The following is a 26,204-nucleotide window of genomic DNA, read 5'->3' on the forward strand; positions in this document are numbered from 1 at the left end:
TGGTGTGCACAAGTGCAGCCCCAAAACTGAGCGACTGGATGGGCCTCAATATCGACTGACCTGCAGCAGGTGGTGATGGGGGCGATCCCGCTCGCCCCCGTAGCCTGATACCCGCACGATATAAATGCACTGGGCATTCAGCGGGTGGAGTGACAAAGCCTTTCTATGATCCGGCGGGCCCTGTTGGCACCGACGTCAACATGAATATCAATCATCTGCCGTTCACCGAATCGACACAGGTTCTTGTATTGAGATTCGATAACAACTTTGTCCTCATCAAATGTCATTATGGTTTGCTCAACTACTTTCGCTTTAACTTCTTCGTGATTGCTTTCCGGGTTGGTGGCGATGGTCCAGAAGTAATGGCTAGTGGTTTCGGTTTCCGGGGTCACACCATGGAAGCCGCGCATGTGGAAGCCGCCCCGCTGCGGATTGTCCAGGGGCTCGGTTCCGGCATCTACAGCGCCGGTCCAAATACGCAAGTGGCTGATATGAAACTCAATTTCCTGCCAGCGATCGACAGTGCCCTTGAATGGGTAGGCGGCGACATAGGTCGGAGGTGGGACGGAGTCAGGCATGTGTCGAACAACGCGAACCGAATGGTCGTCACTTTCTACCGTCATCTGGGCATTCATGTGAACGCTGGCGTTACCGCCAATGGTGCGTAGGTGGACATAGCCCAAATGGCTCAGATCCATCAAGTTGTCGTGTATGAGCTGATAGGGTGCGTCATAGTGATACACGTCACCCTCAAAAAGATAATGCCCATTCGTGTGAACATCGTAGGCAGGAGGTTCATCGATAGGCGCTGGGTGTTCGGGGCTGCCAAACCAGATCCAAACGATCTGGTCTTTTTCAACCACGTGAAAGGCTGCCACTTTTGCTTTGCTAGGTATTTTTTCCTGGCCAGGGATCTCAATGCATTTACCGGCCTCATTGAACAAGAGACCGTGATAGCCGCAGCGAAGGCCGCTGGCTTCAAGTGTTCCATCAGACAGCGGTAGTGCCCTGTGACAGCATCGGTCTTCGAGTGCCGCCACCTTGCCATCCGCTGTGCGGAACATCACGACTGATGTGTTCAGCAAGGTTCGGCCTACGGGACGATCCTTGAGTTCCCAGCCCAACGCAGCCACATACCATTGATTAAGCGGGAATGTGGAAGGCTTGGCGGGTGCAATATCCTGGGCGAGTGACTGAAGGGGAGAGGCAGTCATAGGAGTCTCCGTTGCAGTGAATGTGTTGGTTAGAGATCAGAGGTCAAGTACGAGTCGAGGTGACTTTGCCCGCGAGCAGCACGGCGTGAAGCAATCATTCCTGGCGTGTTCATTGGCGGTCATGAATTGATCCCTGTGATCCGGGATACCCTCCAGCACGCGTGTCACGCATGTCCCACACACGCCTTGTTCGCAGGATGTTTGAACTTCAATTCCCGCGTCGTCCAACACCTCGAATACGCTGCGGTCGACTGGGATTTCAAAGGTTCTACCGCTCCTGGCGAGCACTACCTCGAAGGGCGTGTTCGAACCCTGGTCGCTGATCTGGCCGGCAAAGAACTCCCGATGCATGCGCGCTTGCGGCCAGCCGGCAGCCTCGCCGGTTTCCAGAATGTGGTTCATGAAGCCGGTGGGGCCGCACACATACAGATGGCAACCTTGATCGACCCTATCGAGAATGGCGGCGGCATTCAGTTTTTGCTGCTGCACGCCGCTGTCATCATGGAAAGTGATGCGGTCCGCGAACGGCGCATGGGCAAGTGCGTTGACGAATGCTGCACGGTCGCTGGAGCGGAAGCAGTAATGAAGCTCGAACTCCAGGCTGCGATGCGAAAGCTCATAAGCCATGGCCAGGATTGGGGTAATACCAATGCCTCCGGCAAACAGCAGGTGGCGCTTTGCGCGGTGGTCGAGCTGGAACAGATTGCGTGGCGCACTGATCGTCAGCGTTTGACCTTGCTCTACAGCTGAGTGCATTGCCTGCGAGCCGCCGCGGGAGCTAGGCTCCCTCAGAACACTGATGAGATAGCGATTACGCTCTCGTGGGTCATTGCACAGCGAGTACTGGCGAATGAACCCGCCTGGTACATGAACGTCGATGTGGGCACCGGCTTCAAAGGGCGGAAGTGATCCGCCATCCAAGGGGCTCAATTCAAAGCTGCAAACACCTTCTGCTTCGATTGCCTTGCGGCTGACGTTGACTTCAAACATGACTCATCCCTCCACATTCAAGTGGCTACTGAAAATTCACAGGTAAACGATCGACCGGGAGGAGGTCAGCCTGGCGCGAATGGCGGCAGTTCTGGCTTGCAGCCAGGCACGCGGGAAGTGACTAGGTGACGGGTGTTCATGGCACTACCTGATAATTATTTTTGTGAGGTGCTGTGACGGCATATCATGCTGGGCTGGCCCCAGCTATCGGTTGAGTAAATCCTCGGATCAATTGGTTGCGGTGTCAACTAATTTTCTCCAAGGCTAATTGAAGGTGTGCTCTCTATGTCCACGGCCCCCCAGCTAGACCTCGCCCGCTATGTGCCCGCGCTGCTGAATTTTTTGTCGAACAAACTCTCCTCAGGGGCTTCGCAGTGCTATCGAAAACACTTCGGGATTGGCGTTGTGGAGTGGAGGATGCTGTCCATGCTGGCAGTGGAAAGCGGGATAACGGCGAATCGTATCTGCCAGGTGATCGGCCTCGACAAAAGTGCTGTTAGCCGCTCTCTACAGGCGCTGGAGGTGGCAGGGCGAGTTCGTACGGAAGTAGATCCTGCTGACGGAAGGCGCTACACCGTTTCGCTTACCGAGAGCGGTGTGCAGTTGTACAACCGGGTCTTGATGGTTGCGCTTGAACGAGAGCGTCGCTTGCTGAGCGGCCTCTCATCAGCCGAAGTCGATACCTTGATCAACTTGCTTGGACGCTTGAACAGCCAGGTCTCTCACGTCAACGACTACGATCCAGAGAACCCCTGAGCGTGGTGACCATGATCTTCATCCGTTCGACGACCAAGCTGCACCTGAGATAACACTACCGGCTACCGGCGCCCCCTTCCGGTATCAACCTTCCAGGCTGCCTTCGCACCTTTGCGCGGGCATACCCCCCTCGGACCATCGCAACCGCACGATTCAATGCTTGGCCACAAGTATCGCGATTGCCGATAGGTCACATCCCAACAAGCGATTAGTCAGAGCCCTGCACTGAGGTCAACCTGTTCCCGTCGTCTGGTCTATCCCGCCAGCTGACTTCACCTCGGCAGGTCGATCGCATCGATCCCGTTCGCCTCGTCCGGCCGTGGTGGCAAAGAAAATTGCCAACAAAAACAATAAAAGAGGGTTCGTTCGATGGCTATTCGCTCCATCGCCGCAGCGCGGCGTGCGCCTTTCACTCTGACGCTCGCCACTGCCTTGGTCTGCGGTCTTCCATGTGCCCAGGCGTTTGAAGTGCAGACCGACAACCCTGACCTCAGTCTGCGGTGGGACAACACGCTCAAGTACAGCTCTGCCTGGCGCCTGAAGGACCAAAGCAGCAAGCTCAGCAGCGGCTCGGTAGCGTTGAACCAGGACGATGGCGACCGCAACTTTGACAAGGGCCTGATCTCCAACCGCCTGGATGTACTCTCTGAACTGGACATTGGCTACCGCGAATACGGCGCGCGGATCAGTGGCGCGGGCTGGTTCGATACCGAATACCAGAAAGACAACGACAACAATGACCCGACGCGGGCCAACCAGCGTTCGGTTGCCTACGACGAATTCACCGACGATACCCGCCACTTGCACGGCGGCGACGGCGAGCTACTGGATGCCTTTGTCTACTGGAACGGTGATCTGGCCGACCGCGCGCTCTCGGTACGTCTGGGCCGCCACGGGCTGATCTGGGGTGAAAGCCTGTTCTTCGGCGCCAACGGTATCGCTGGCGGCATGGCACCGGTAGACGTGGTCAAGGCAGTGTCGGTACCCAACACCCAGTTCAAGGAAATCACCCGGCCGGTCAGCCAGCTGTCGACCACCTATCAACTGACCGATGCATTGTCAGTCGGCGCTTACTACCAGTTCGAATGGGAAGAAACCCGTTTGCCGGGGGCAGGCAGCTATTTTTCGGTGAGCGACACCATTGGCGAAGGTAACGAGCGACTGATTGTCGGCGCACCGTTCCCGCCATTTCTGGGCGGCAACCCCGGCAGCCCGGCAGCCTTTTTCCACGGCAACGACAAAGAAGCCAAGAGCTCGGGGCAGGGCGGCCTGCAGTTGCGCTACACCGCCGACACCGTTGAGTACGGCCTTTACGCCATCCAGTACCACGACAAATCCCCCAAGCTGTACTTGAAGCCAAGCGCTACCGGACCGAACTTCGCCACTGGCCAGATCGGCGAGTACTACTGGGTCTATCCCGAAGAGATCCGTGCACTGGGCGCAAGCTTTGCCACCACGCTGAATGAGTACAGCTTCGCCGGTGAAGCCTCCATGCGCTGGAATATGCCGCTGGTTTCCAACGGCCAGACCGTTACGCCGGGCATGGTTGCCGACAATGACGACCATCCGCTTTATGCCGTGGGCCGCACGGCGCACCTGAACCTCAACATGCTGGCGTCGCTGGGCCCCTCGTTCATCGCCAATGAGGCAAGCCTGGTCGGCGAAATCGCTTGGAACCGCTTGCTCAGTGTCACCAAGAACCGTGCTGCGCTTGACCCGAGCGCTACCGACGACGGCGTTGGCATCAAGCTGGTGTACAGCCCGACATATCGGCAGATTTTCCCTGGCATCGACCTCAGTGTGCCAGTGGGCGTCAGCTACTTCCCCATGGGCAAATCGGCGGTGATCAGCAGCTTCGGCCCGGACCGCGGTGGCGATTTCAACATCGGCCTGAGTGCCACCTACCTGGACCGAGTCACCTTCGGCCTGACCTACACCCACTATTACGGCCCAGAGGACACCAACCTCAACGCCGCCAGCCAGTTTACGTTCAAACAATCACTGAAAGACCGGGACTACCTGGCCTTCTCGGTCAAAACAACATTCTGAGGGGACGCGTGCATGAACATTCCTTTCTCACTCAAGCACTTTTGTGTGGCCCTGCTCGGCGCTGCCGCGCTCAGTTTGCAACCCGTGCAAGCCGCTGGCCCGGATGATCTGGGCAAGCAACTGACGCCGCTGGGCGCTGAGCGCGCCGGTAACGCCGACGGCAGCATTCCGGCCTGGGACGGCGGCTACACCAAGGTGGACCCCGCGTTCAAAGAGGGTGGCAAGCGCGGCGATCCGTTTGCCGCTGACAAACCGCTGTTCAGCATCACTAGCAAGAACATGGACCAGTACGCGGCCAAACTCAGCGATGGCACCAAAGCCATGTTCAAGCGTTACCCGGATACCTATCGCATCGACGTTTATCCAACCCGGCGCAGCGCTGCAGCTCCGCAATGGGTGTACGACAACACCCTGAACAATGCCAAGCACGCCAAGCTGGTGCAAAGCAGTGCAGGCCTTGTGCCCGAAGGTGCCTATGGCGGTATTCCGTTCCCGATCCCGAAAGACGGCACAGAGGCGATGTGGAACCACATCCTCAACTGGCGCGGCACGTCACTGGCGATGGATTTCCGGCATTACCTGATCACCGCCGATGGTGCTCAAGTGCTCACCACTGACGGCAAAGCGGTGCAGGAGATGCCGTATTACTACAAGGATGGTAACGCCGCCAGCTTCGGCGGTGACTATTGGCTGTTCCGCCTGCTCAACGTTGGCCCGCCATTGCGGGCAGGCGAACAAATCATGGGACGTACCAACCTCAATGGCGACAAGTCAGAGGCCCACGTCTACCTGACCGGTCAGCGACGAGTGCGCAAGCTGCCCAACGCCTGCTGCGACACCCCTACGCCGGCGACTGCAGGCGTGATGTCGTTCGATGAGCTGAGTGTGTTCCAAGGTCGGCTGGACCGCTTCAACTGGAAGTTGGTGGGCAAGCAAGAGATGTACATCCCCTACAACACCAACAAGGTCCAGGCTGCCGGCAAGCCTGAAGACCTGTTCGACAAACATCACCTGAACCCCGACCAAGTGCGCTGGGAGCTCCATCGTGTGTGGGTGGTAGACGCCGAACTTGCACCCGGCAAGCGTCACCAGTTGCCCAAAGGGCGGTACTACCTCGACGAGGACACATGGCAAGCCATGCTCGGTGACCGCTGGGACGCCAATGGCCAGTTGGCCAAGACCCTGTGGTCGCTGCCTGCGGTGATGCCAGACCTGCCGGCGGTGGCCCAGTTGTCTTCGGGCTTCTACGACCTGGTGTCCGGTGCCTGGTTCATCCAGAACGTTTACACCGGCAAAGCTCAGCAGTACGCCTTGGTCGAACGTTACAAACCTGCTGAATTCTCACCTGCCGCAATGGCCGGGCGGGGCGTGCGCTGACGATGTTCAGGGGAGGGTGCAGAGCGCCTTCCCCTCCTGCGACAGAATCGAGGTAGCTATGAACACACTGCGTCAGTTGAGTGGCCTGTTGTTGGCCCTCCTTATGCCTTTTGCGCCTTATTGCCTGGCTCAAGGGCTGGTGGTCAGCGACGTACTACAGAGCCCGGCGGCCAAGGTTGCCAACCCTCAGCGCGGGGTTTTCACTGCCCTGGCCTTGGCGGGCCAGCGCCTGGTGGCGGTAGGTGAACGCGGTCTGATCCTGCTATCCGATGACAACGGCGAGCATTGGCGTCAAGCCGGCGTGCCGGTGTCGGTGGGGCTCACCGCAGTGCAGTTTGCCGATGCCAATGTCGGCTGGGCCGTGGGCCATGGCGGTGTAGTACTGGGGACGGGCGACGGTGGCGAAAGCTGGCGACTTCAGCTCGATGGCCTGCGTGCAGCACAGCTTGAATTGCAGGCAGCGCAAAGCGCGCTGTCGACCCAGGCGGATGACGAAGCGGCGCAAGCACGCGTACAAACCGCCGAACGCCTGCTTGCTGAAGGGCCCGACAAGCCACTCCTGGCGCTGGCAGTCCGTGACACCAAGCATGTGCTGGTGGTGGGTGCCTACGGCCTGGCTTTGCGCAGCGATGACGGCGGCGCTAGCTGGCATTCAGCGATGGGCCAGATCGATAACCCAATGGGCCTGCACCTGTATGCCGTGGCGTACCAAGGTAATGACTTGGTGCTGGCCGGCGAGCAGGGCTACTTAGCGCGGGCGCTGGACGGTGAACACTTCGAACAGATAAGCAGCCCCTATGCCGGCACGCTGTTCACCTTGGCAACGCGCGGCGACGGTGCACTGCTCATTGGCGGGCTCAAAGGCCACGCGTTTGTCTTGGCGCCCGGTGCCGAGCGCGCCGAAGCGTTGCCGACCCTGGCGCCGGTGTCCTTCAGTGATGCCCGTGTTCTAAACGATGGTCGCGTGTTGCTGGCCAATCAAGCGGGCGGATTGTTTGCAAGCGCTCCCTCGGGATTCACCCCGGTCTCCGAATCGTTGCGCAAACCGGTTTCAGGCATCGTCCAGGCCGCCGATGGCAGCCTCGTTGCCGCGGGGTTCTCCGGGCTTTCGCGCCTGCCACAGCCCACCGTTTCCGCTTCGGAGTGAGTCAATGAATTCCGCTCGCCAAACCCTGTCATCCGCGTCCGATAGCTTCGATCCTCGCTCTGGATCGCTGATCGAACGCGCACTGTTCAATCACCGCCATTGGGTGCTGTTGCTGTGCTTGCTGACCACCGTACTGCTCGGCTGGCAGTCGGGCCGCCTGGAGCTCAATGCCAGCTTCGAGAAGATGATCCCCACCGGGCACCCCTACATCGCCAACTACCTGGACAACCAGAAGGAGTTGTCCGGCATCGGCAATGCGGTGCGTATCGCCGTCACCAACCGCCACGGTGATATCTACGACGCCGATTACCTGCGTACCCTGCAGGCGCTGAGCGACCAGATCTACCTGTTGCCGGGTGTTGACCGCGCCTACATGAAGTCGCTATGGACGCCTGCCACCCGTTGGGTTTCGGTGACCGAAGAGGGCCTGGACGGCGGCCCGGTGATTCCTGATGAATACGATGGCAGCCCGTCATCGCTGGGCGAACTGCGGCGCAACGTGCAATTGTCCAACGAGATTGGTCAATTGGTAGCCTTCGACCAGCGCTCCAGCATCATCTACGTGCCGCTGATGGCGCGCACGCCCGATGGCAAGCCGTTGGACTACCGGGTGTTGTCCGATCAGTTGGAGACCCTGCGGGCGAAGTACCAGAGCGACAGCGTCGATATCCACATCACCGGTTTCGCCAAGAAAGTGGGTGACCTGATCGAAGGTCTGGAGCAGATCCTGCTGTTCTTCGCTGTTGCCATCCTGATCACCACGGTGGTGCTCTACGGCTACACGCGTTGTGTGCGCAGTACCTTGCTGGTGGTGTTCTGCTCGCTGGTGGCGGTGGTCTGGCAGCTTGGCCTGCTGCCCCTGCTGGGCTACGAACTGGACCCCTATTCGGTGCTGGTGCCGTTCCTGGTGTTCGCCATTGGCATGAGCCACGGCGCGCAGAAAATGAACGGCATCATGCAGGACATCGGTCGCGGCATGCACCGCGTGGTGGCTGCGCGTTTCACCTTCCGCCGACTGTTCCTCGCAGGCCTCACTGCGCTGCTGTGCGACGCCGTGGGCTTTGCCGTTTTGATGCTTATCCAGATCCAGGTGATCCAGGACCTGGCGACCATCGCCAGCATCGGTGTGGCCGTGCTGATCTTCACCAACCTGATCCTGCTTCCGGTGCTGCTCTCCTATGTCGGCGTCAGTCCTAACGCTGCTGCGTTGAGCCTTAGAAGCGAGCGGGCCGAGGAGGGGGGCCAGGTGCGTCATGCATTCTGGCGCTTCCTTGACCTGTTCACCCGCAAGCCCTGGGCCGCCGTCTGCGTGGTTGTCAGCCTGGTGATGGCAGTGCTCGGCTTCCTGGTCAGCCTGAACTTGGCCATCGGCGATCTTGACGCCGGGGCCCCGGAGTTGCGCGCCGACTCGCGCTACAACCTGGACGATGCCTTCATGACCCGCAGTTACGGGGCCAGCAGCGATCTTTTCGCGATCATGGTGCGTACACCAAACAGCGCCTGCGCACGCTACGACATCCTGCGCAAGGTCGATGAGCTGGACTGGCAACTGCGCAGCCTGCCGGGCGTGGACTCGACCAACTCGCTGGCGCTGCTCAACCGTCGGATGCTGGTAGGTCTCTCCGAAGGCAGCCCCAAGTGGTACGAACTGCAGAACAACCAGGCGATGCTCAACATGATCACCGCCAGCGCGCCGCGCGGCCTGTACAACGAGTCGTGCAACTTGCTCACGCTCTATGTCTACCTCTCCGACCACAAGGCGCAAACGCTGACCCGGCTGGTGGAGCACGTCGAAGCCTTCGCCGCTGCCAACGACACCGACGAAGTCAAATTCCAGTTGGCTGCCGGTAACGCCGGGATCGAGGCCGCTACCAACATCGTGGTCAAGGAAGCCAATCGCGAGATGCTGTTCTGGGTCTACGGCGCGGTGATCTTGCTGTGTCTGATCACCTTCCGCTCCTGGCGCGCCACCCTTTGTGCGGTGATTCCGCTGATGCTTACCTCCATTCTCTGCGAGGCGTTGATGGTCTGGCTGGGCATCGGCGTCAAGGTCGCCACCTTGCCGGTGATCGCCTTGGGCGTGGGCATTGGCGTCGACTACGCGCTGTATGTGATGAGCATCATGCTTGGCCACCTGCGCCAGGGCGCCAGCCTTTCCGAAGCCTATTACCGCGCGCTGGTCTCCACCGGCAAGGTGGTGATGCTCACTGGCGTGACCCTGGCCATCGGCGTCGGCACCTGGATCTTCTCACCCATCAAGTTCCAGGCCGACATGGGCGTGCTATTGGCCTTCATGTTCGTCTGGAACATGGTCGGCGCATTGCTGCTGTTGCCAGCGCTCGCCTATTTCCTGCTGCCAGCGACCCGCCGCAGCGATGCAGTCGTCGCCGCCGAGCCCGTCGCCGATATGCAGCCCGCCAAGGCCGCCGCCACGGGTCGCCCGTTGTTGCTGGATACCGCCACCCGCTGACCTTCGCCCCAACAACAAGAGCACATGGGTATGACACCACTGATCGAGACTTTGCAAACCCTCTGGCTCGCACTGTCGCGCGGCCTACAGACGGCCATGGAGGCGCACTGCAATGAGCACTGAGCGCCAGGCGGGTTTGCCGCAATCCTTGTTGCTACTGTTTGGCAGCTGTTTGCCGGTGCTGGGCGCGGTGCTGCTGGCACCGGTACTGCCGCGCATGCAGGCGCATTTTGCCGATACACCCGGCGCCGAAGTGCTGGTGCCCATCAGCCTGACTATTCCTGCATTGGTGATCGCGCTGCTGGCGCCGTTTGCCGGTGTCATCGCCGACCGCCTGGGGCGCAAGCCGCTGTTACTGGCATCGATGGTGCTTTATAGCCTCTGCGGGCTGCTGCCGCTGTGGCTTGAGTCGCTGCTGGGTATCGTCATCAGCCGTGCAGGCCTGGGCCTGGCGGAGGCTGGCATCATGACCTGCTGCACGACGCTGATGGGTGACTACTACCAGGGCGGGCGGCGCGAGCGCCTGTTCGCCCTGCAGATGGTCGCCACTTCGCTTTCGGCGGCAGTGTTCATCGCCTTGGGCGGCGCACTTGGGCAAAACGACTGGCGTCTGCCTTTCGTGCTGTACGGCGCCGGCCTGTTGCTCCTGCCGCTGATGGCAATGCTGCTCTGGGAGCCGAAGGTCGCTGAAGCCGCGGCGTTGTCTGGCAAGGCTGAGGACTTCCCGTGGCGCAGGCTCTTGCCGTTGTACCTGCTCACCGTACTGGCGGGCATCAGCCTATTCATCGTGCCGGTGCAAGCCGGCTTCCTGCTCACCTTGCTGCACGTCGATTCGCCCCAGCAGATCGGCATGACCATGGGCGCCAACCAGCTCGGCGTGCTGGCCGGTGCACTGAGCTTCCGCCTGCTCAACGCCCAGCGCCGGCAACACCTGCTGCTGCTGGCTTTCGCCACAGCCGGGGGCGGTGGGCTGCTGATGGCCACCACCGACAACCCAGCGCTGGTGGTGGTTGCGGTGCTGATCAATGGCCTGGGCATCGGATTGATGCTGCCGACCCTGATCACCGGGGTGATGAGGCAGGTCGATTTCACCCAGCGCGGCCGCGCCACCGGAGGCTTCACCGCGGCCCTATTCGCCGGCGAGTTCATCAGCCCTCTGGTGGTGCTGGGCCTTAATGGCGGCGTGGTCGCCCAATTGCCTGGCGCCCTGACCGTGGTGGCTGTCGCCCAGTTGCTGCTGGCGCTCGCCTGCGTGGTGCTGGCGAAGTGTTTCCGTTCGCGCGGCGCTGGCGCTACAACCACGCCTGATCACATCTAGAGGTAGCCATGCCCCTCGTGACGGCAATTGATTGAAGGAGTTTTCATGCAAGCACTTCCCCCATTCCAGCGCGTGGTCACCGGCCACGACAACGAGGGCCGCGCCGTGGTCACCCTGGCAGGCGCTACGCCCAACAACTTCCCGCTCAAGGCGGTGCCCGGCACCTTGTTCTATGAGGTCTGGAACAGCAGCGTCAGCCCGGCGCTGCTGGACAATGGCGCCGACCCAACCGACAAGCCCCTGCAGCTTTCCCCCGGCGCCCAGGGCAGTGTGATCCGTGTGGTGGATATCCCGCCGGACAGCGTGCAGAACCAAGTTAGCGCCGAGGAGGCCGCCGCGGCCTTCGCCGAGATCGGCCAAGCCCATGCAGGCACTGGCAAGGCCGACTCCAGGCACAAGCTCATGCACCGCACCGAAACCCTCGACTACGGCCTCGTCACCGAGGGTGAGGTATGGCTGGTGCTCGACGGCGAAGAAGTCCACCTCAAGCGCGGCGACATCGTGGTCCAGCGCGGCACCAACCATGCCTGGAGCAACCGCACCGAGAACATGGCGCGGATGGTCTTCATCCTGCTTGACGGCCGTTACGCCCCCGAACTCAAGGAGATGCTGCAATGAAGCTTGCCACACTCGACGACGGCAGCCGCGACGGCCGCCTGCTACTGGTTTCCTGTGACTTGAGGCGTGCGGTGGACGCCGCCGATATCGCCCCCACGTTGCAAGCGGCCGTGGATCACTGGCCGAACGTGGAGGCCGACTTGCGCGGCCGCTACGATGCCCTTAACAAAGGTGAACTCGCCGGCGCCTTCGACTTCGAACCCAACCGCGTGATGGCGCCGCTGCCGCGTGCCTGGCAATGGCTGGACGGCTCGTGCTTCCTCAGCCACGGCGAGCTGATGCAGCGCGCGTTCAACCTTGCGCCCATCGAAGGCGTAGAGTCCACGCCGCTGATGTACCAGGGCGCCGGCGACGACTTCCTTGGCGCGCGGCAGGACATTGCACTGCCCAGCGAGGCCCATGGCATCGACTTCGAAGGCGAGTTCGCCGTACTGGTGGACGAGGTGCCCATGGGCTGCACGGCCGAGCAGGCACTGGCGCATATTCGCTTGGTACTGCAGGTCAACGACGTCAGCCTGCGGGCGTTGGCGCCACGGGAAATGAAAACCGGCTTCGGCTTCGTCCAGGCCAAATCCTCCTCCAGCTTCGCCCCGGTCGCAGTTACCCCAGACGAGCTGGGAGATGCCTGGCGCGACGGTCGCGTGCACCTGCCGCTGAACGTGGAGTGGAACGGCCAGTGGTTTGGCCACCCGCATGGCGGCGCCATGCACTTCGGCTTCCACCAGTTGATCGCCCATGCCGCACTGACCCGTCGCCTTGGCGCCGGCAGCGTGATTGGCTCTGGCACCGTTTCCAATGCCGACCGCAGCGTGGGGTCGGCGTGTATTTCCGAGCGCCGCGCCATTGAAATGATCGAACACGGTGCGCCGCGCACCGGCTTCCTGCAATTCGGTCACCGCATTCGCATGGAGGCCCGCAACAGCGATGGTTCGCCGTTGTTCGGTGCCATCGACCAGCAGGTAGTCCAGGCAGCCCCGCCATGCGCGTGATGATTACCGGAGCTGCCGGTTTCCTTGGACGCTTGCTGGTGCAACAACTGCTGCATAGGGGCCAGCTGCGCGGCCAGCCGCTGGAAGCGCTGGTGTTACTGGATCAGCAACTGGAGGGTTTTCCTTCTGACCCGCGCCTGCGCTTGCTCGCCGGCAGCATCGCAGAATCGACCCTGTTACGCCGCGCCCTGGCCGATGGCGTGGATGTCGTGTTCCATCTGGTGAGCGTCCCCGGCGGCGCAGCCGAGGAGCACTATGCATTGGGCCGGCAGGTGAATCTGCTGGCGACCCTGGAACTGCTCGACCAGTTGCGCAACGCTGCGCGGCCACCGGTGCTGGTCTACGCCAGCAGCGTGGCCGTGTACGGCGCGCAACTACCGGCACGCATGGACGAGCAAAGGATGCCGCGTCCGGCGCTGTCTTATGGCGCGCACAAGGTCATGGTGGAAACCCAGCTCAATGACCTCGCCCGCCGTGGCGAGGTAGATGGCCGCGCATTGCGGCTACCGGGCATCGTCGCAAGGCCCCGCGAGCAGAATGGCTTGCGTTCGGCCTTCATGAGCGACCTGATGCACGCCCTTGCCGCTGGAGAAAACTATTGCTGCCCGGTATCGCCGCAGGCCACCGCCTGGTGGATGTCGGCGCGTTGCTGCGTCGACAACCTGCTGCATGCCGCCGAACTGCAAAACCCCGGCCCTCAGCGGGTGTGGCAGTTGCCAGTGCTGCACCTGGCCATGGACCAAGTGGTCGAGGCTCTGGCCGAGGCCTTCGGCGACGACCGTCGGGCCTTGGTGAGCTACCAGCCAAACGCGGACCTGGAGGCCTTGTTCGGCCGCTTTCCGCCTTTGCGTACCCCGCAATCGCGAGCCCTGGGATTTCATCACGATGGCTCTGCCCAAACCCTGGTGCGTAACGCCCTTAGCCTGAGCCAACGCCCGCGCCATGCGCGCGCGTCATTACAAACCCTTTGAGACCTGCTGCCATGACCCTTGCCCGTAAACGCCGCCTCGTCGACCTCTCGGTAACGCTGGACAACAACCCCTACACTGACCCGCCGCCGCTGCTGCCCAAGATCGACTATATGGACCACCAGCAGGGTTGGCCAGAAATGGCCGCCATGTTCCCTGGCCTGTCCCTGGACCAGATGCCGGGGCACGAGTCGTGGGCAGCAGAGCGCCTGTCGATCACCACCCACAGCGGCACTCACATGGATGCGCCTTGGCACTACGCCTCTACCACCGACGGCGGCAAGCCGGCGTTCGGTATCGATGAGCTACCGCTGGAGTGGTGCCTGCAAGCGGGAGTGAAGCTGGACTTTCGCCACCTGCCCGATGGCCATGTGGTGACTGGCGCCGAGGTGCACGCTGAGCTTTCGCGTATCGGCCATGAGTTGCAGCCGCTGGACATCGTGCTGGTGAACACCCGTGCCGGCAGCCTGTTCGGCGAGCCGGGGTATCTGGAAGCAGGCGTCGGCATGGGCCGTGAAGCCACCCTCTACCTGCTGGAGCGCGGCGTGCGAGTCGTGGGTACCGACGCTTGGAGCTGGGACGCACCCTTCAAGTACACCCGCGAACGCTTCGCCGCGAGTGGTGATGCGTCGATCATCTGGGAAGGCCACAAGGCTGGACGCGACATCGGCTACGGCCAGATGGAGAAACTGGCCAACCTTGATAGCCTGCCGGCCAGCGGCTTTTTGGTGTCTTGCTTCCCTTACAAGATCAAGCATGCCTCGGCCGGCTTCGTCCGCGCCGTGGCCATCTTCGAAGAATAAGAACAGGAGCAACTGCCCATGCGATTGCGCATACTGCTGGCGGCCTTGGCGTGCTTTGCGCCAGTGATCGCCGGCGCGGCCGAGCGCCCCAATATATTGCTGATCGTGGCCGATGACCTGGGCTACTCCGACCTCGGCGCCTTCGGTGGTGAAATTGCCACACCGAGCCTCGATCACCTGGCGGCCAGCGGTCTGCAACTGACCAACATGTACGCTGCGCCGACCTGTTCGCCGACCCGATCCATGCTGATGTCCGGCACCGACAACCACCTGGCCGGGCTGGGTACCATGGCCGAAGGGATGCAGCCATTCCAGCGAGGCAAGCCAGGCTATGAGGGCTACCTCAACCAACAGGCGCACTCCATCGCCGGCCTGTTGCGCGATGGTGGTTACCGTACCGCCATGGTCGGCAAGTGGCACTTGGGCCTGGCCCCGGAGCAGGGCCCGGACCGTCGTGGCTTCGAGCAGTCTTTCACTCTGCTCGAAGGGGGTGGGGTGCACTTCAAGCCCGCCCCTGGCTCGACCGCGAAGATCGAACAACTCGCTTACCGCGAGAATGGCAAGCCAGTGGAGCTTCCGGATGACTTCTACTCCACGGACTTCTATACCGACAAGTTGCTGGCGTACCTGAAGGCGGGGCAGGGCAGTGGCAAACCCTTCTTCGCGTATGCGGCTTACACCTCGCCACACTGGCCGTTGCAAGCACCGCAGGCTTACCTGGGTAAATACCGCGGTCGCTACGACGGCGGCTACGACGCGGTTCGCCAGGCGCGAATCGAGCGCATGAAAGAAAAAGGCCTGCTGCCTGCCGACTTCCAGAGCGCCGCGCCGCTGCCGGTCACCCCGCAGTTGCCTGGCTGGGACCAACTGGACCCCCAGCGCAAGCGCATCGAGGCGCGCAAGATGGAGATCTACGCCGCGATGGTGGACAACCTCGACCACAACGTCGGTCGCCTGCTGGAATACCTGCAGACCAGCGGCCAGATGGACAACACCTTGATCGTTTTCATGTCCGACAACGGCCCCGCTGGCGAACGCCACGAGCAGTACTACCCCGCGGCGCCGAATACCGACAACCGCCTGGAGAATCTCGGCCGACGCGGGTCGCAGATCGACTACGGGCTGCGCTGGGCAGAGGTGAGCGCGGCGCCACTGCGGCTGTTCAAGGGCAGCACCGCCGAAGGCGGTATCAGCGTGCCGGCCATCGTACAATTGCCGGCCAGCCTGCGTCGTCAGGGGCTGGAGCGTGGTGTGGCACGGGTGGATGACCTAGCGCCGACCTTCCTCGCCCTGGCGGGTCTGCCGGACCCAGGTGACCAGTACCAAGGCCAGCCCAAGCATCCCATCACCGGCCGCTCCATGCTGCCGATGCTCGAAGGCAAAGGCCGGGCTGAGCCGGTAATGGCCGGTGAGCTGTTTGGCAGCCGCTATTACCGCGAAGGTAACCTGAAACTCCTTGGCCTGGTGCCCTGGAGCATGCCGGGCCAGCCCCAGCCACCGTTGCGTTGGCAGTTGTTCGACCTGTCGCACGATCGCGGCGAGCAGCACGACCTCGCCGCCAGCCAGCCGGAAACGACGCAACGCTTGCAGCAGGCCTGGCAGGAATACGCCCGCCGTGTCGGAGTGGTTGCACCGCCTCTGGCCAAGGCCCCATGAGGCGCCAGCTGATCGTCGTCGGTTGCTTGAGTGTGCTGGCCCTGGCGACGGTAGCTGCGCGGCCGCCCACCAGCCTGCCCTTGGGCAATGTCGCCGGCTGCGAGGCCTACGGTGGCTTGCCGGCGGGTTGGGGCAACGACCCGCTGGCCGGGATGGTCCGCGTCAGCGGCGGGCGCTTCACCCCCGGCACTGATGGGGGTTACCCGGATGAGCGACCGTTCGCCGCAGTGCACGTCGGCGACTTCTGGATCGATCGCACCGAAGTTACCCGCGCGCAGTTCGGCGCCTTTGTCGAGGCTACCCATTACATCACCGAGGCTGAGCGCTCCGGTGGCGCCGCGTTGTTCCACGTACCGCTGGACACGGCCAGCGACGGGTCGGCGTTGCCTTGGTGGCGTTACGTAAGGGGGGCTGACTGGCGCCACCCATCGGGCCCGGACGGGCCGTTGGCCAACCTGGACCAGTACCCAGTGACCTTGGTCACCCTGGCGGACGCCCAGGCCTACGCACAGTGGCGCGGCAACGACCTTCCCAGCGAGGCCGAGTGGGAATATGCAGCGCGCGGCGTTGACCCCTCGCAACGTCTCGGCGAGGAACCACGCGACAGCAACGGCCAGCCCGCCGCAAATTACTGGCAGGGCGTGTTCCCCGTGCATGACGCAGCCGAGGACGGTTTCGCTGGCGTTGCCCCAGTGGGCTGTTTTGCCGCCAACGCCGCTGGGCTGTTCGACATGATCGGCAACGTTTGGGAATGGACGGCAGATGCCCAATGGGGGCCTCTGATCAGCCACGCCAATGGCGATCCGAGCCAATTGCGTAGCGCGCTTGCACCGTCGCGTCCCCAGGTCATCAAGGGTGGCTCCTACCTTTGCGCCGCGTCCTATTGCGCCCGCTATCGCACGGCGGCACGTGAGCGCCAGGATGCGGACCTGGCGACCTCTCATGTGGGCTTTCGCACCATTCGCCGTATCCCGCCAACAACCTTGACCCACTCGGAGTGGTAGGGTAGTACAAGCAGTCTGAATGACCCCTCGCCAACCGGTTTGCCGGGAAACGAAGAGCGGGTCGCCCCAGGGTATAGGGGGCGACCCGCTCACGGCGTGTCAGCGTTCGTGGAGCCACCCACCCTCAATGTTTGGGTGGCGGGCCGCCAGGGGCCCATTTTTCCTGGTAGTGGAAGAGGAAGTACTGCGAGTTATCGGCACCGGGCGCTGCAACCCGCGCGGTCCAGCGCTCGTCATGCAGGTCCATGTCGGCGTCGTATTCCACGTGGCAGCCCATGGGGCTGTTGAAGTACCAGAACCAGTTGGACCCCAGCTGGTGACGCCCTGGCCCCCAGAACGACTCATAGCCTTTCTCGACGAAGCGGGTACCGGCAATCATCACCTCGGTTGGGCCACCCATGTGGAAGGTAAAGTGTTCAATACCTTTCATGAACGGCGGCGTCTGGATCAGGAACAGGGTGTGGTGGTCCTGGGTTCCAGCCGGGCGCAGGAAGGGGCCGGTGTCGACGAAGCGGTCGGTGCAGACAAAGCCCAGGCGGGTGTAGAACGCTTCTGCCTTGGCCTGGTCAGGCACGAAATAGACCACATGCGACAGGCTGCGTGGCAAAGCCGGCATGTCGTCGCTGGCGCCCAGCGAGTTGATGGCGCGGCCCAGCTCCGCGCCTGGGGCGTTGCTTATCTCGCCGGGCATTGCCAACGGGCGGCGCAGGGTGATGCGAAAACCCAGGGCGAAGCCCATGTCGTCCACCACCCGCAAAACGCCGTCCTCCCCACGCACAACGGTGCGGTCCTTGGAAAGTTCGGCCTCGATGGCCTGCAGGGTGGCTTCGTCGGCTACGCCGTAAACGGTTTCGCGCAGGGTGTTCGCGGTCTCCATGGCCTTGGGCAGGCGTGGGTCGTCGCGGTGGCGAATTTCAATGCCGGTGCCGTCCAGGGCCTCGAGGTAGCCGCCGGCTTCGTCCAGCTTGCCCGGCTTCAAACCGTAGTCGGTGAGGTATTGCACGCAGGCGTCGACGTTGTCGACGCCGAACACAAGGTAATCAGGTCCGATGATCTTCATGGTCGGTTTCTCTTCTTGTCTATCAGGCGGTACGACCACCGAGGTTTTCGGCGACCCAGTCGGCGATGTACTGGCCGGCGTTAATGGAGTTATCGAAGCTGGAGTGCTGCACACCGCCTTCGCGCGGGGTGAAGATCTTCAGTTCGCGCTTGGGGCTATTGACCAGTTGTTCGTAGGTACGGTGGGCCCATTTGAGCGGGATCTGTGAGTCCTGCTCGCCATGGGTGACCAGGAACGGCACCTTGATCCGCTCCACCACGCCGTCCAGGTGGACGTTTTCGGCGATGGTCATGAATTCGTCGATGTTTTCGCCGCCCCACACCCAGCGCACGTGCTCCCAGTAATGCGGCACCGGGAAGCTGCCTTCGCGTTCCAGGCGGCGCTTTTGCACGTCGCGCCAGTCGTGGTTGGCGCCCCACACCACGCCACAGGCAAAGCGCGGCTCGAAAGCCACCACACGCGGGCAGTAGTAGCCGCCCAGCGACACGCCTTCGCAGCCGATGCGCTTGGGGTCCACATCCGCACGGGTTTCCAGCCAGTCGAACACGCGGCTGCCCCAATGCTCGGCGTCATAACGGGCTTTCAGGTCGTGCAGGCGCAGCGCTTCGCCGGTGCCCGGCTGGTCGATCACCAGCGATGACACGCCCCGCTTGGCGAGCCAGGCCGGCAGGCCAACCCGGTATTTCATTTCTTTCGTGGAGTCCAGGCCGTTGAGTTGCAGCAGTAGAGGCGCCGGCCCCTGTACGCCTTCGGCACGGATGAATAGCCCGGAAATGACTTTGCCCTCATAGGGGATCTCGACCCGCTCGCAGTTCTCGCCGGAGAGCGCGATGCCGCGGGCGAAGGTGTCGAGGAAGCGTTGGTAAAGCTCCATGCGACCTGGGGCGCCGTGAGCTTGAAGCCGTTCACCTGTGAGGTAGTAGGTTGCGGCACGGTTGTACTTTTCGCCGGCCGAAAGCAGGCGGCCTTTCTCTTCGTCCTCGCGGGCCAGGTCACAGAGTTTGTCGGCGGTCTTCGACCAGGCTTCTCGAAAGGCGCGGGTTCCGGCGGCGTCAGGTTGCTTGGCGGCTTCCTGAAGCGGTTCGCACATTTCGACGATTTCACCGATGCGCGCGCCCATCTCGATAGCGAGGTTTACCGAGAGGTTCCAAACGTAGTTGGTGGGGAAATAGCGGAACATATTGTTGTTTTTCCTTCTTCTGGTCCTGGCCGCCATCGACCCTGCACAGCGAGGGCTATCGCCCGAGGCGCTGTTCGCAGATCGGCAGGGCTCAAGTCGGGCAACCCGGTGTGAACGCTCCCGCATCAGGCAGTGGCGCGGGCGTCGGCCGCCCCTTGGGGCAGCTTGCGCAAGCTCGCATGGGCCAAAGGATTGGACAAATCGCTTGTTCGGATGCCAGCTATCGTATTGCGAGATACCTGGCATGCCGCCGTGACGGCGGGCATGGCGAACGCTGAGGGCACGCATCGCCAGTATCGTTTGGTTGGCGCATCCGGGATGGGGCTGTAGCGGGACCCCGGATGCCGAGGGGCTCAAGCGGTAACGGCAGACTCTGGGCGGCTGACCATCTCCGTCAGCTTTTCGCGCAGCCAGCGCAGCATGGGGTCACGGTCCAGGCTGCGGTGCCAACTCATGTATTCCTGCATGGCCGGCAGCTCCACCGGCGGCGGTAAGATGCGCAGCGGCAGGTTGCGTGCATAAAGCCGTGCCAGGCGGCTGTGCATGGTGGCGATGCGTTGGGTCCCAATGACCAGTTGCGCCAAGGTATTGAAGTCGTGGGTGATGACTTCCACGCGGCGTTTGCAGCCGTATTGGCTCATGAACCACTCCTCTATGCCGGGCGTACGGCTGCGCCCGAAGGCGACGCCGACATGGCCCAGCTCAAGGTAGCGTTCCAGTGTCAGGCGCTCGCCGATGCTGTGGTTCTCGGCGCACACCACGCAGACGTGCTGTTCGTCGAACAAGAGCTGTGAGGGGTGCTCCTTAACGATGAAGTGCTCTGGCGCGATCATCAGGTCCACTTCGCCGCGCATGAGCATTTCCATGGCGGTCTGGCCGGGGCTGATGAGTTCGAAGGTGATGTTCGGGGCTTCGTGGTTGATCTCGCGAATCGCCTCGGCGAACAGCACGCTGATCAGGTAGTCCGAGGCCATGATGCGGAAGTGACGTTTACTCTCGGAGATGTCGTGCACTGGTTTGGCGGTGATGGAGGTCTGGATTTTCAGCAATACGTCGCGAACCGGTAATGCCAGTTCCTTTGCCAGTGGGGTGGGCATCATCTTGCGGCCCACCTGCACTAGCAGGTCATCTTCGAAGTAGGTCCGCAGGCGTCCGAGCACACCGCTGGTGGCCGATTGGGTCATGTGCAGGCGGGCGGCGGCACGGGTGATGTTCTGCTCTTCGAGCAGTACATCCAGCGCCACCAGGAGGTTCAAATCCAGGTGTTTAAAGCGCATCACGGGCATCTCTTGTTGTATTTATTTTCGCGATACCCTGCATCCCGACTAACGATTAGTCAAATTGTTCCTGCCTTCCTAGCCTGTGCTCCTAGGGCCTCTCTGTTGTCGTGCTATCCAGCCGCGCTGGCGTGGTCCCGGTCAAAACACTGTTAATGCTCGGGTTGTCACGCTCGCGATCGACCCTGCGCTCCCACAACAAGAACAAGGATTCATCCATGAGCAGCGATATCAGCAAGGTACTCGTAGTCGGCGGCGGGATTGGTGGCCTCTGCGCGGCCATCGCATTGCGCCGCCAGGGCATCGCGGTGGACCTGGTGGAAATCAAGTCCGAGTGGACCGTCTATGGTGTCGGCATCATTCAGCAGAGCAACGTGGTGCGAGAGATGGCCCGCCTCGGCGTGCTCGAAGGCTACCTCGAAGCGGCCTACGCCTTCGAGGACGTCGGCATCTACGATCTGCAGGGCAATGCCCTGGTGCGCATCCCAGGCCAACGCCTGGCCGGCCCGGAGTATCCCGCCAACGTCGGTATCTCGCGCCTGTCTCTGCACCAGGTGCTGAGCACCACTGCGATCGACCTTGGCACCCAGGTACGCCTTGGCTTGTCGGTAGAATCCTTCCAACAAGACGCGGCCGGCGTGGATGTGAGCTTCACCGATGGCAGCGCTGCTCGCTACGACTTGGTTGTGGGGGCGGACGGCGTTTACTCGAAGATTCGCGGCATGCTCTTGGGCGACACCTACAAGCCGCGTTTCACCGGGCAGGCCGTGTGGCGCTACAACTTTCCTCGACATCCTTCCATTGATCATCTGGCGAGCTATGTCGGCGCTGAGGGCAACGCCGGCCTGGTACCGCTGTCCGACGAGCTGATGTACATGTTCTCCACCTCCCACGAGCCGGGTAACCCCCGCTATGAGCCGGCACAGTTGGCCGAACTGATGCGTGACCGCATCAGTAAGATCGCAGGCCTAGTGGGCGAGCTGCGCGAGCAGATTACCGACAGCAGCCAGGTGGTCTATAAACCCATGGAAGTGGTGTTCGTCAACGAACCTTGGTTCAAAGGCCGTGTGCTGCTGATTGGCGACGCGGCTCATGCAACCACGCCACATTTGGGGCAGGGCGCCGGGATGGCAATCGAAGACGCGCTGGTTCTGAGCCTGGAGCTGTGCGGCAGCGGTTCGGTGGAGGAGCGGCTTGAGCGTTTCATGACGCGCCGCTTTGAGCGCTGCAAGTACATCAGCGAGAACTCGATCACGGCCGGGGAGAGGGAAATGGCCCGTGACGCGACGTTCGATCGCATCGGACTGACCAAGGCGATGCTCAAGCTGACCGCCGAACCGATCTGAAACTGCTAGCCGTGGCGGCGATTCCGGTGTTTACGCGCTCACCCCCTGAGTTATCGAGGTCTCTGTGTCCCAGGATTTGACATTGCTCTGCCGCGACGACCAGTTGCAGGAAGGCCTTGCACATGGGTTCGACCCCTGGGCCCAGGGGCGTGACACCGTGCTTGCGTTGCGCTGGCGTGGCCAGGTGCGTGTCTATCGAAACCTGTGCCCGCACCTGGACGTGGCCATGCAGTACCGCAAGGACCGCTTCATGTCTGGCGATGGCCGGCACATCGTCTGCTTTGCTCATGGTGCGCTGTTTCAGCCTGACAACGGCTTCTGCGTGCTCGGCCCCTGTCAGGGCCAGTCGCTGCAAGCACTGAGGGTAAAGGTCGACGTTTCGGGAAACGTATGGCTGGAGGAGGGTGGCCCTCGGGCAAACGATGAGGCTATTGCGTGCGCTTCCATGGACTAGACCTGAACCTGCTGGTGGTGCTGGACGCTTTGTTTGTCGAGCAGCACGTCACGCGCGCCGCGGTGCGCGTGCACCTGACCCAGTCAGCGGTCAGCGCGGCCCTGGGTCGCCTGCGGGAGCATTTTAACGATCCGCTGTTTGTCCTCGTGGGCGGCGCCATGCTGCCCACGGCGCTGATGCAGTCACTGCACCCACGTATCGACCAGGTACTGGAAAACGCGCGGGGCATTGCCTTCGCCAATGCAAGCTTCGACCCGGGCGCGGCGCGCCGCAAGTTCCGCATCATTGCGTCGGATTATGTGATCGCGGTGCTCATGCCGGCGCTGATGCGACGGTTGGCCAGCCTTGCGCCCCAGGTCGACTTGCAACTTCTCACGCTGCTGCCGCTGCGCGGTGCCGAGCCCGGCAGCCTGGTGGATGAGGCCCTGGAGCACCGGCACTGCGACCTGGTGATCCTGCCGCTTGCCCATGGCTCGGCGCGTCATCCGCAACAACCGTTGTTCGAAGACAGCTTCAGCGTCATTGCCTGCAGGGATAACTGCGCCCTGATGGACGGCCTCACGCTGGAGCATTACTTGGCAGCGCCACATGTGGTCCGCGAGACCGGCGCAGGCGCCCAGGGCAGCATGGAAGCGGAATTTATCGCAAGCCAGGGGCTGGCGCGGCGGGTGGCTGTGGCTGTGGACCAGTTCGCGTTGATACCGGAATTCATCGTTGGCGGCCCCTGCCTATCGACCCTGCACAGTCGCCTGGCGCACCTCTACGCACAGCGATTTCCTCTGCGCCTGCTACCACCACCACTAGCCATTCCCGCCACTCTGCAGGTCATGCAATGGCACGCCTACCAGGACAGTGACCCGGCGCTGGTCTGGCTGCGCCAGTTGTTGGCGGAGGTGGCGGGCTGACCACGGCGGCTATCAATTTCTGTCATGGCCGGCCAGCAGCAAACATCACTTCCTCAGGCATTGGCTGCCCAATACCGTGTCGGTACGACAACAACAGGACAGCCCGCCATGCCCAGACTTCACGTTCACTGTGAAACCCTCTTTACTGGCCTTGAGGACCAGGCCCGCCACGACCAGGTGCTGATCATCGAAAAGGGTGTGTTCACCCATGTCGGCCCTCGTCAGACCGCTCCGCAGCCATTGCCTGGCGAACGCGTGATTGACACTGGCGGACACTTCGTCATGCCCGGCCTGGTGGATGTCCATACCCATCTGGTGTTCGGCAACGCCAAGAGTGAGGAAGACATCGACCTGCACGTCTCGCCGGAATTTCGCGCCTTGCGCGGTCTATTTTTTACCCAGCATGTACTGGCCGCCGGCTACACCTCGGTGGTGGTGCCGGGTGACGCCGGGCATTGCAGCATTGCCATACGCAACGCTATCAATGCCGGTATGTTCACTGGCCCACGCATTGCCGCCAGCAGCAATGTAATCGCCAACCGGCAGAGCCTGAACGATTGGTTCCCCAGTTGGGTCGGTACGCCTGAGTATTTCTCTGGCCGCCTGTGCGCTACCCGCGACGAGCAAATTGCGGAAATCCGTCGCCAGGCCAAGGACGGCGTGGACCTGATCAAGATCGCTATGGACGGCCCGCACATGCGCCCCAACGGTGAACATATCGCTGCGTTCACTCAGGACGAGACCCGCGCCATGGTCGAGGAGATCCACCGCCTTGGAAAAAAAGTCGCCGTGCATGCGTATGGCCGCGAAGCGGTGCTGTATGCGGCGAAGGCGGGGGTGGACGTCATCTTCCACGGCTTTTTCCTGGACGATGCCTGCATCGAGGCAATACTCGAATCGGGTAGTCACCTCGCTCCGACCTTCACCATGCTCGCCAACAACGTCGAATTTGCCGAGGATTACGAGCCTTCGACCCGCTGTGGTTACGCCGCGATGCAGCGCCGTGTGATCGAGGTGGGTTGTCGCAACTTGCGCCGCGCCCGGGAAGCCGGTGTGCCGTTCATGACCGGCAGTGACAGCGGTTTCGCCATCACTCCCTACGGTGAATGGCACGCCCGTGAAATCGAGATTTTTGTCGACTGGTTGGGTTTCAGCCCTGCCCAGGCATTGCGCGCGGCAACCTCGGTTGCCGCGCGGATGATGCCCGTGTCGCAGCAGGTGGGCGCCATCGAGGTGGGCCGTCGCGCCGACTTCATCTGTGTTGATGGCTCACCCCTGCAGAACGTCTCGATTCTTCAGGAGCGCGAGCGCATACGCGAGGTGTACCTCGGCGGGCATCGCGTGGAGGCCCAGGTACCGGGCTACGATCCCTACAAGGTCAGTGACTTCAACACGGTGAAATGGGCCGAGCTTCACACCCGGCAACGGGCCGTGGAAATGGGCAAGCGCAGCGCACCTGCACTTGAGCAGGAGGTAGGCCGGCATGGATAAGCTCACCCTGGAACTGGCATCGCGGATGGTCGACACTGCGCTGGCAGAGGGCCGGCGGTTAGCCTTGCAGCCACTTTGTGTTGCGGTACTGGATGCCGGCGGTCACCTGCTGGCGCTCAAACGCGACGAGCGCGCCAGCCTGCTGCGACCGCAAATCGCGTCGGGCAAGGCCGCATCAGTGCTGGGCATGGGCTTTGGCGGCCGCGAACTTGCCCGTCGTGCTGCCGCGCTTCCTGCCTTCTTCAATGCATTGAGTGACCTGGCCGGTGGCAACATGGTTCCGGTGCCCGGCGGGGTGCTGGTGCGTAATGGGGCAGGGGAGGTGATCGGCGCTATCGGTATCAGCGGTGACAGCTCCGACAACGATGAACGCTGTGCGATTGCCGGCGTGCTGGGGGCAAACTTGATGCCCGACAGTGGGGCATGTTGATAGGAAAAAGGCCACTTTTGCCACTGCGGCTTGGGTGGCTTTTCTCATTTCATGCGCTTATTTGGTGCGCTAAGTCTCGGATATCTGAAAAAGTTTCAGTCTGAATCGCCCCGGGTTTCCTAGGCACCTCCAAGCCTCATATTGAGGCCCAAATAGGAGGTGCCATGAGCCGTCAGCGTTACCCCGAAGAATTCAAGAATCTGCCCGCGCCAATCCAAGCCCTAGATGCATGTGTTGTATTGCCGTTGGGAATTCAACGGATGCAGTTGTGAGCGATCCAGTTGATGAACCGGTCGGCGTACCAGGTACTAATGAACGGCTGGCTCAGATTGTTGACTTTGCTCAGGCGCTCGGAGACTTGGAGGTTGCCGGGGAAACTGGTTGCGCTTTTAGGCCGCCAGTGACTGTAGGGAGGAAAGATCGGCAATGGGATGAACGGCCGCGTCATTGCGTCAGGTGGTGAAACGGAGATTTGTGACAGGGCAACTTTTCCTTCGAGCAGAGGATTTTGCAAAACCGACTGGGGGTTAGTGGAAGCGGACTACAGCATGAGCACTTTCTCAAAATACCTTATTTAACATAATATGCATTATGCGCATTCTCGTACAAACCCAAGCGCCCGTGGATACCCAGATTCGAAACCAGCCTAACGCCGGAAAACCATCCCATCCTTTGACCCTGGTTAACATCCCTGCAGACTCC

Annotated in this window: 22 protein-coding genes; 17 read left to right on the top strand and 5 right to left on the bottom strand. The window is 61.9% G+C overall.

Going from position 1 to position 26,204, the window contains the following annotated elements; all coding sequences use genetic code 11:
- Positions 1 to 137 precede the first annotated feature (137 nt).
- Positions 138 to 1,214, bottom strand: a complete 1,077-nt coding sequence (locus tag LOY53_RS12655) for an aromatic ring-hydroxylating dioxygenase subunit alpha (RefSeq protein WP_252824089.1) — start codon at positions 1,212 to 1,214, stop codon at positions 138 to 140.
- 36 nt (positions 1,215 to 1,250) lie between these two features.
- Positions 1,251 to 2,204, bottom strand: coding sequence for a PDR/VanB family oxidoreductase (locus tag LOY53_RS12660; protein ID WP_252824090.1), 954 nt, complete (start codon positions 2,202 to 2,204; stop codon positions 1,251 to 1,253).
- A gap of 285 nt (positions 2,205 to 2,489) precedes the next feature.
- Here LOY53_RS12660 and LOY53_RS12665 point away from each other — a divergent pair, with 285 nt between their 5' ends.
- The 12 genes from LOY53_RS12665 to LOY53_RS12720 all read left to right on the top strand — a co-directional run bounded on the left by LOY53_RS12665 (position 2,490) and on the right by LOY53_RS12720 (position 17,359).
- The gene (locus LOY53_RS12665) at positions 2,490 to 2,960 is read left to right on the top strand and encodes a MarR family winged helix-turn-helix transcriptional regulator (protein WP_027593298.1); all 471 of its coding nucleotides are present in this window, start codon (positions 2,490 to 2,492) and stop codon (positions 2,958 to 2,960) included.
- Positions 2,961 to 3,329: 369 nt separating this feature from the next.
- Positions 3,330 to 5,009: a DUF1302 domain-containing protein gene (locus LOY53_RS12670; RefSeq protein WP_186678471.1), complete on the top strand. Its 1,680-nt coding sequence runs from the start codon at positions 3,330 to 3,332 to the stop codon at positions 5,007 to 5,009.
- A gap of 12 nt (positions 5,010 to 5,021) precedes the next feature.
- On the top strand, positions 5,022 to 6,386 hold the full coding sequence (locus LOY53_RS12675) for a DUF1329 domain-containing protein (RefSeq protein WP_252824091.1): 1,365 nt from the start codon (positions 5,022 to 5,024) through the stop codon (positions 6,384 to 6,386).
- 58 nt (positions 6,387 to 6,444) lie between these two features.
- Positions 6,445 to 7,533 (top strand): BNR domain-containing protein, encoded by a 1,089-nt coding sequence (locus LOY53_RS12680; RefSeq protein WP_252824092.1) that lies wholly within the window; start codon positions 6,445 to 6,447, stop codon positions 7,531 to 7,533.
- Between the two features lie 4 nt (positions 7,534 to 7,537).
- The gene (locus LOY53_RS12685; protein ID WP_258704115.1) at positions 7,538 to 10,003 is read left to right on the top strand and encodes an RND family transporter; all 2,466 of its coding nucleotides are present in this window, start codon (positions 7,538 to 7,540) and stop codon (positions 10,001 to 10,003) included.
- 112 nt (positions 10,004 to 10,115) lie between these two features.
- Positions 10,116 to 11,321, top strand: a complete 1,206-nt coding sequence (locus LOY53_RS12690) for an MFS transporter (RefSeq protein ID WP_252824094.1) — start codon at positions 10,116 to 10,118, stop codon at positions 11,319 to 11,321.
- Positions 11,322 to 11,366: 45 nt separating this feature from the next.
- Positions 11,367 to 11,939, top strand: coding sequence for a cupin domain-containing protein (locus LOY53_RS12695; protein ID WP_099429313.1), 573 nt, complete (start codon positions 11,367 to 11,369; stop codon positions 11,937 to 11,939).
- The gene (locus LOY53_RS12700; RefSeq protein ID WP_252824095.1) at positions 11,936 to 12,928 is read left to right on the top strand and encodes a fumarylacetoacetate hydrolase family protein; all 993 of its coding nucleotides are present in this window, start codon (positions 11,936 to 11,938) and stop codon (positions 12,926 to 12,928) included. The genes LOY53_RS12695 and LOY53_RS12700 overlap by 4 nt, the downstream gene beginning before the upstream one ends.
- The gene (locus tag LOY53_RS12705; RefSeq protein WP_252824096.1) at positions 12,919 to 13,899 is read left to right on the top strand and encodes an NAD-dependent epimerase/dehydratase family protein; all 981 of its coding nucleotides are present in this window, start codon (positions 12,919 to 12,921) and stop codon (positions 13,897 to 13,899) included. Before LOY53_RS12700 ends, LOY53_RS12705 begins: the two co-directional genes overlap by 10 nt.
- Positions 13,900 to 13,910: 11 nt before the next feature.
- Positions 13,911 to 14,699 carry a cyclase family protein gene (locus LOY53_RS12710; RefSeq protein WP_099429316.1) on the top strand — a complete coding sequence of 263 codons (789 nt, stop codon included), beginning with the start codon at positions 13,911 to 13,913 and terminating at the stop codon, positions 14,697 to 14,699.
- 18 nt (positions 14,700 to 14,717) lie between these two features.
- Entirely contained in the window at positions 14,718 to 16,355 is a 1,638-nt protein-coding gene (locus LOY53_RS12715; RefSeq protein WP_258704116.1) for an arylsulfatase, read from the top strand.
- Positions 16,352 to 17,359 (top strand): formylglycine-generating enzyme family protein, encoded by a 1,008-nt coding sequence (locus tag LOY53_RS12720; RefSeq protein ID WP_252824099.1) that lies wholly within the window; start codon positions 16,352 to 16,354, stop codon positions 17,357 to 17,359. Before LOY53_RS12715 ends, LOY53_RS12720 begins: the two co-directional genes overlap by 4 nt.
- Before the next feature lie 124 nt (positions 17,360 to 17,483).
- Here the strand turns inward: LOY53_RS12720 and LOY53_RS12725 are convergent, their stop codons facing one another.
- From LOY53_RS12725 to LOY53_RS12735, 3 genes are all read right to left on the bottom strand, one after another.
- A complete protein-coding gene (locus LOY53_RS12725; RefSeq protein WP_252824101.1) occupies positions 17,484 to 18,419 on the bottom strand; it encodes a VOC family protein in 936 nt (311 codons plus the stop codon).
- A 22-nt stretch (positions 18,420 to 18,441) separates the two neighbouring features.
- Complete coding sequence (locus LOY53_RS12730; RefSeq protein WP_258704117.1) at positions 18,442 to 19,599, bottom strand: S9 family peptidase; 1,158 nt, start codon at positions 19,597 to 19,599, stop codon at positions 18,442 to 18,444.
- A gap of 353 nt (positions 19,600 to 19,952) precedes the next feature.
- Positions 19,953 to 20,876: a LysR family transcriptional regulator gene (locus LOY53_RS12735; protein ID WP_027593285.1), complete on the bottom strand. Its 924-nt coding sequence runs from the start codon at positions 20,874 to 20,876 to the stop codon at positions 19,953 to 19,955.
- Between the two features lie 218 nt (positions 20,877 to 21,094).
- Here LOY53_RS12735 and LOY53_RS12740 point away from each other — a divergent pair, with 218 nt between their 5' ends.
- From LOY53_RS12740 to LOY53_RS12760, 5 genes are all read left to right on the top strand, one after another.
- Positions 21,095 to 22,222 carry an FAD-dependent oxidoreductase gene (locus LOY53_RS12740; protein ID WP_258704118.1) on the top strand — a complete coding sequence of 376 codons (1,128 nt, stop codon included), beginning with the start codon at positions 21,095 to 21,097 and terminating at the stop codon, positions 22,220 to 22,222.
- A 64-nt stretch (positions 22,223 to 22,286) separates the two neighbouring features.
- On the top strand, positions 22,287 to 22,676 hold the full coding sequence (locus LOY53_RS12745) for a Rieske 2Fe-2S domain-containing protein (RefSeq protein WP_252824105.1): 390 nt from the start codon (positions 22,287 to 22,289) through the stop codon (positions 22,674 to 22,676).
- The gene (locus LOY53_RS12750; RefSeq protein WP_258704119.1) at positions 22,658 to 23,581 is read left to right on the top strand and encodes a LysR family transcriptional regulator; all 924 of its coding nucleotides are present in this window, start codon (positions 22,658 to 22,660) and stop codon (positions 23,579 to 23,581) included. Before LOY53_RS12745 ends, LOY53_RS12750 begins: the two co-directional genes overlap by 19 nt.
- A 108-nt stretch (positions 23,582 to 23,689) precedes the next feature.
- Positions 23,690 to 25,072 (top strand): amidohydrolase family protein, encoded by a 1,383-nt coding sequence (locus tag LOY53_RS12755; RefSeq protein WP_252824107.1) that lies wholly within the window; start codon positions 23,690 to 23,692, stop codon positions 25,070 to 25,072.
- A complete protein-coding gene (locus LOY53_RS12760; RefSeq protein WP_252824108.1) occupies positions 25,065 to 25,502 on the top strand; it encodes a heme-binding protein in 438 nt (145 codons plus the stop codon). The genes LOY53_RS12755 and LOY53_RS12760 overlap by 8 nt, the downstream gene beginning before the upstream one ends.
- Positions 25,503 to 26,204: the final 702 nt, after the last annotated feature.

The organism is Pseudomonas sp. B21-031, assembly GCF_024748985.1.
Classification (GTDB): Bacteria; Pseudomonadota; Gammaproteobacteria; order Pseudomonadales; family Pseudomonadaceae; genus Aquipseudomonas; species Aquipseudomonas kermanshahensis.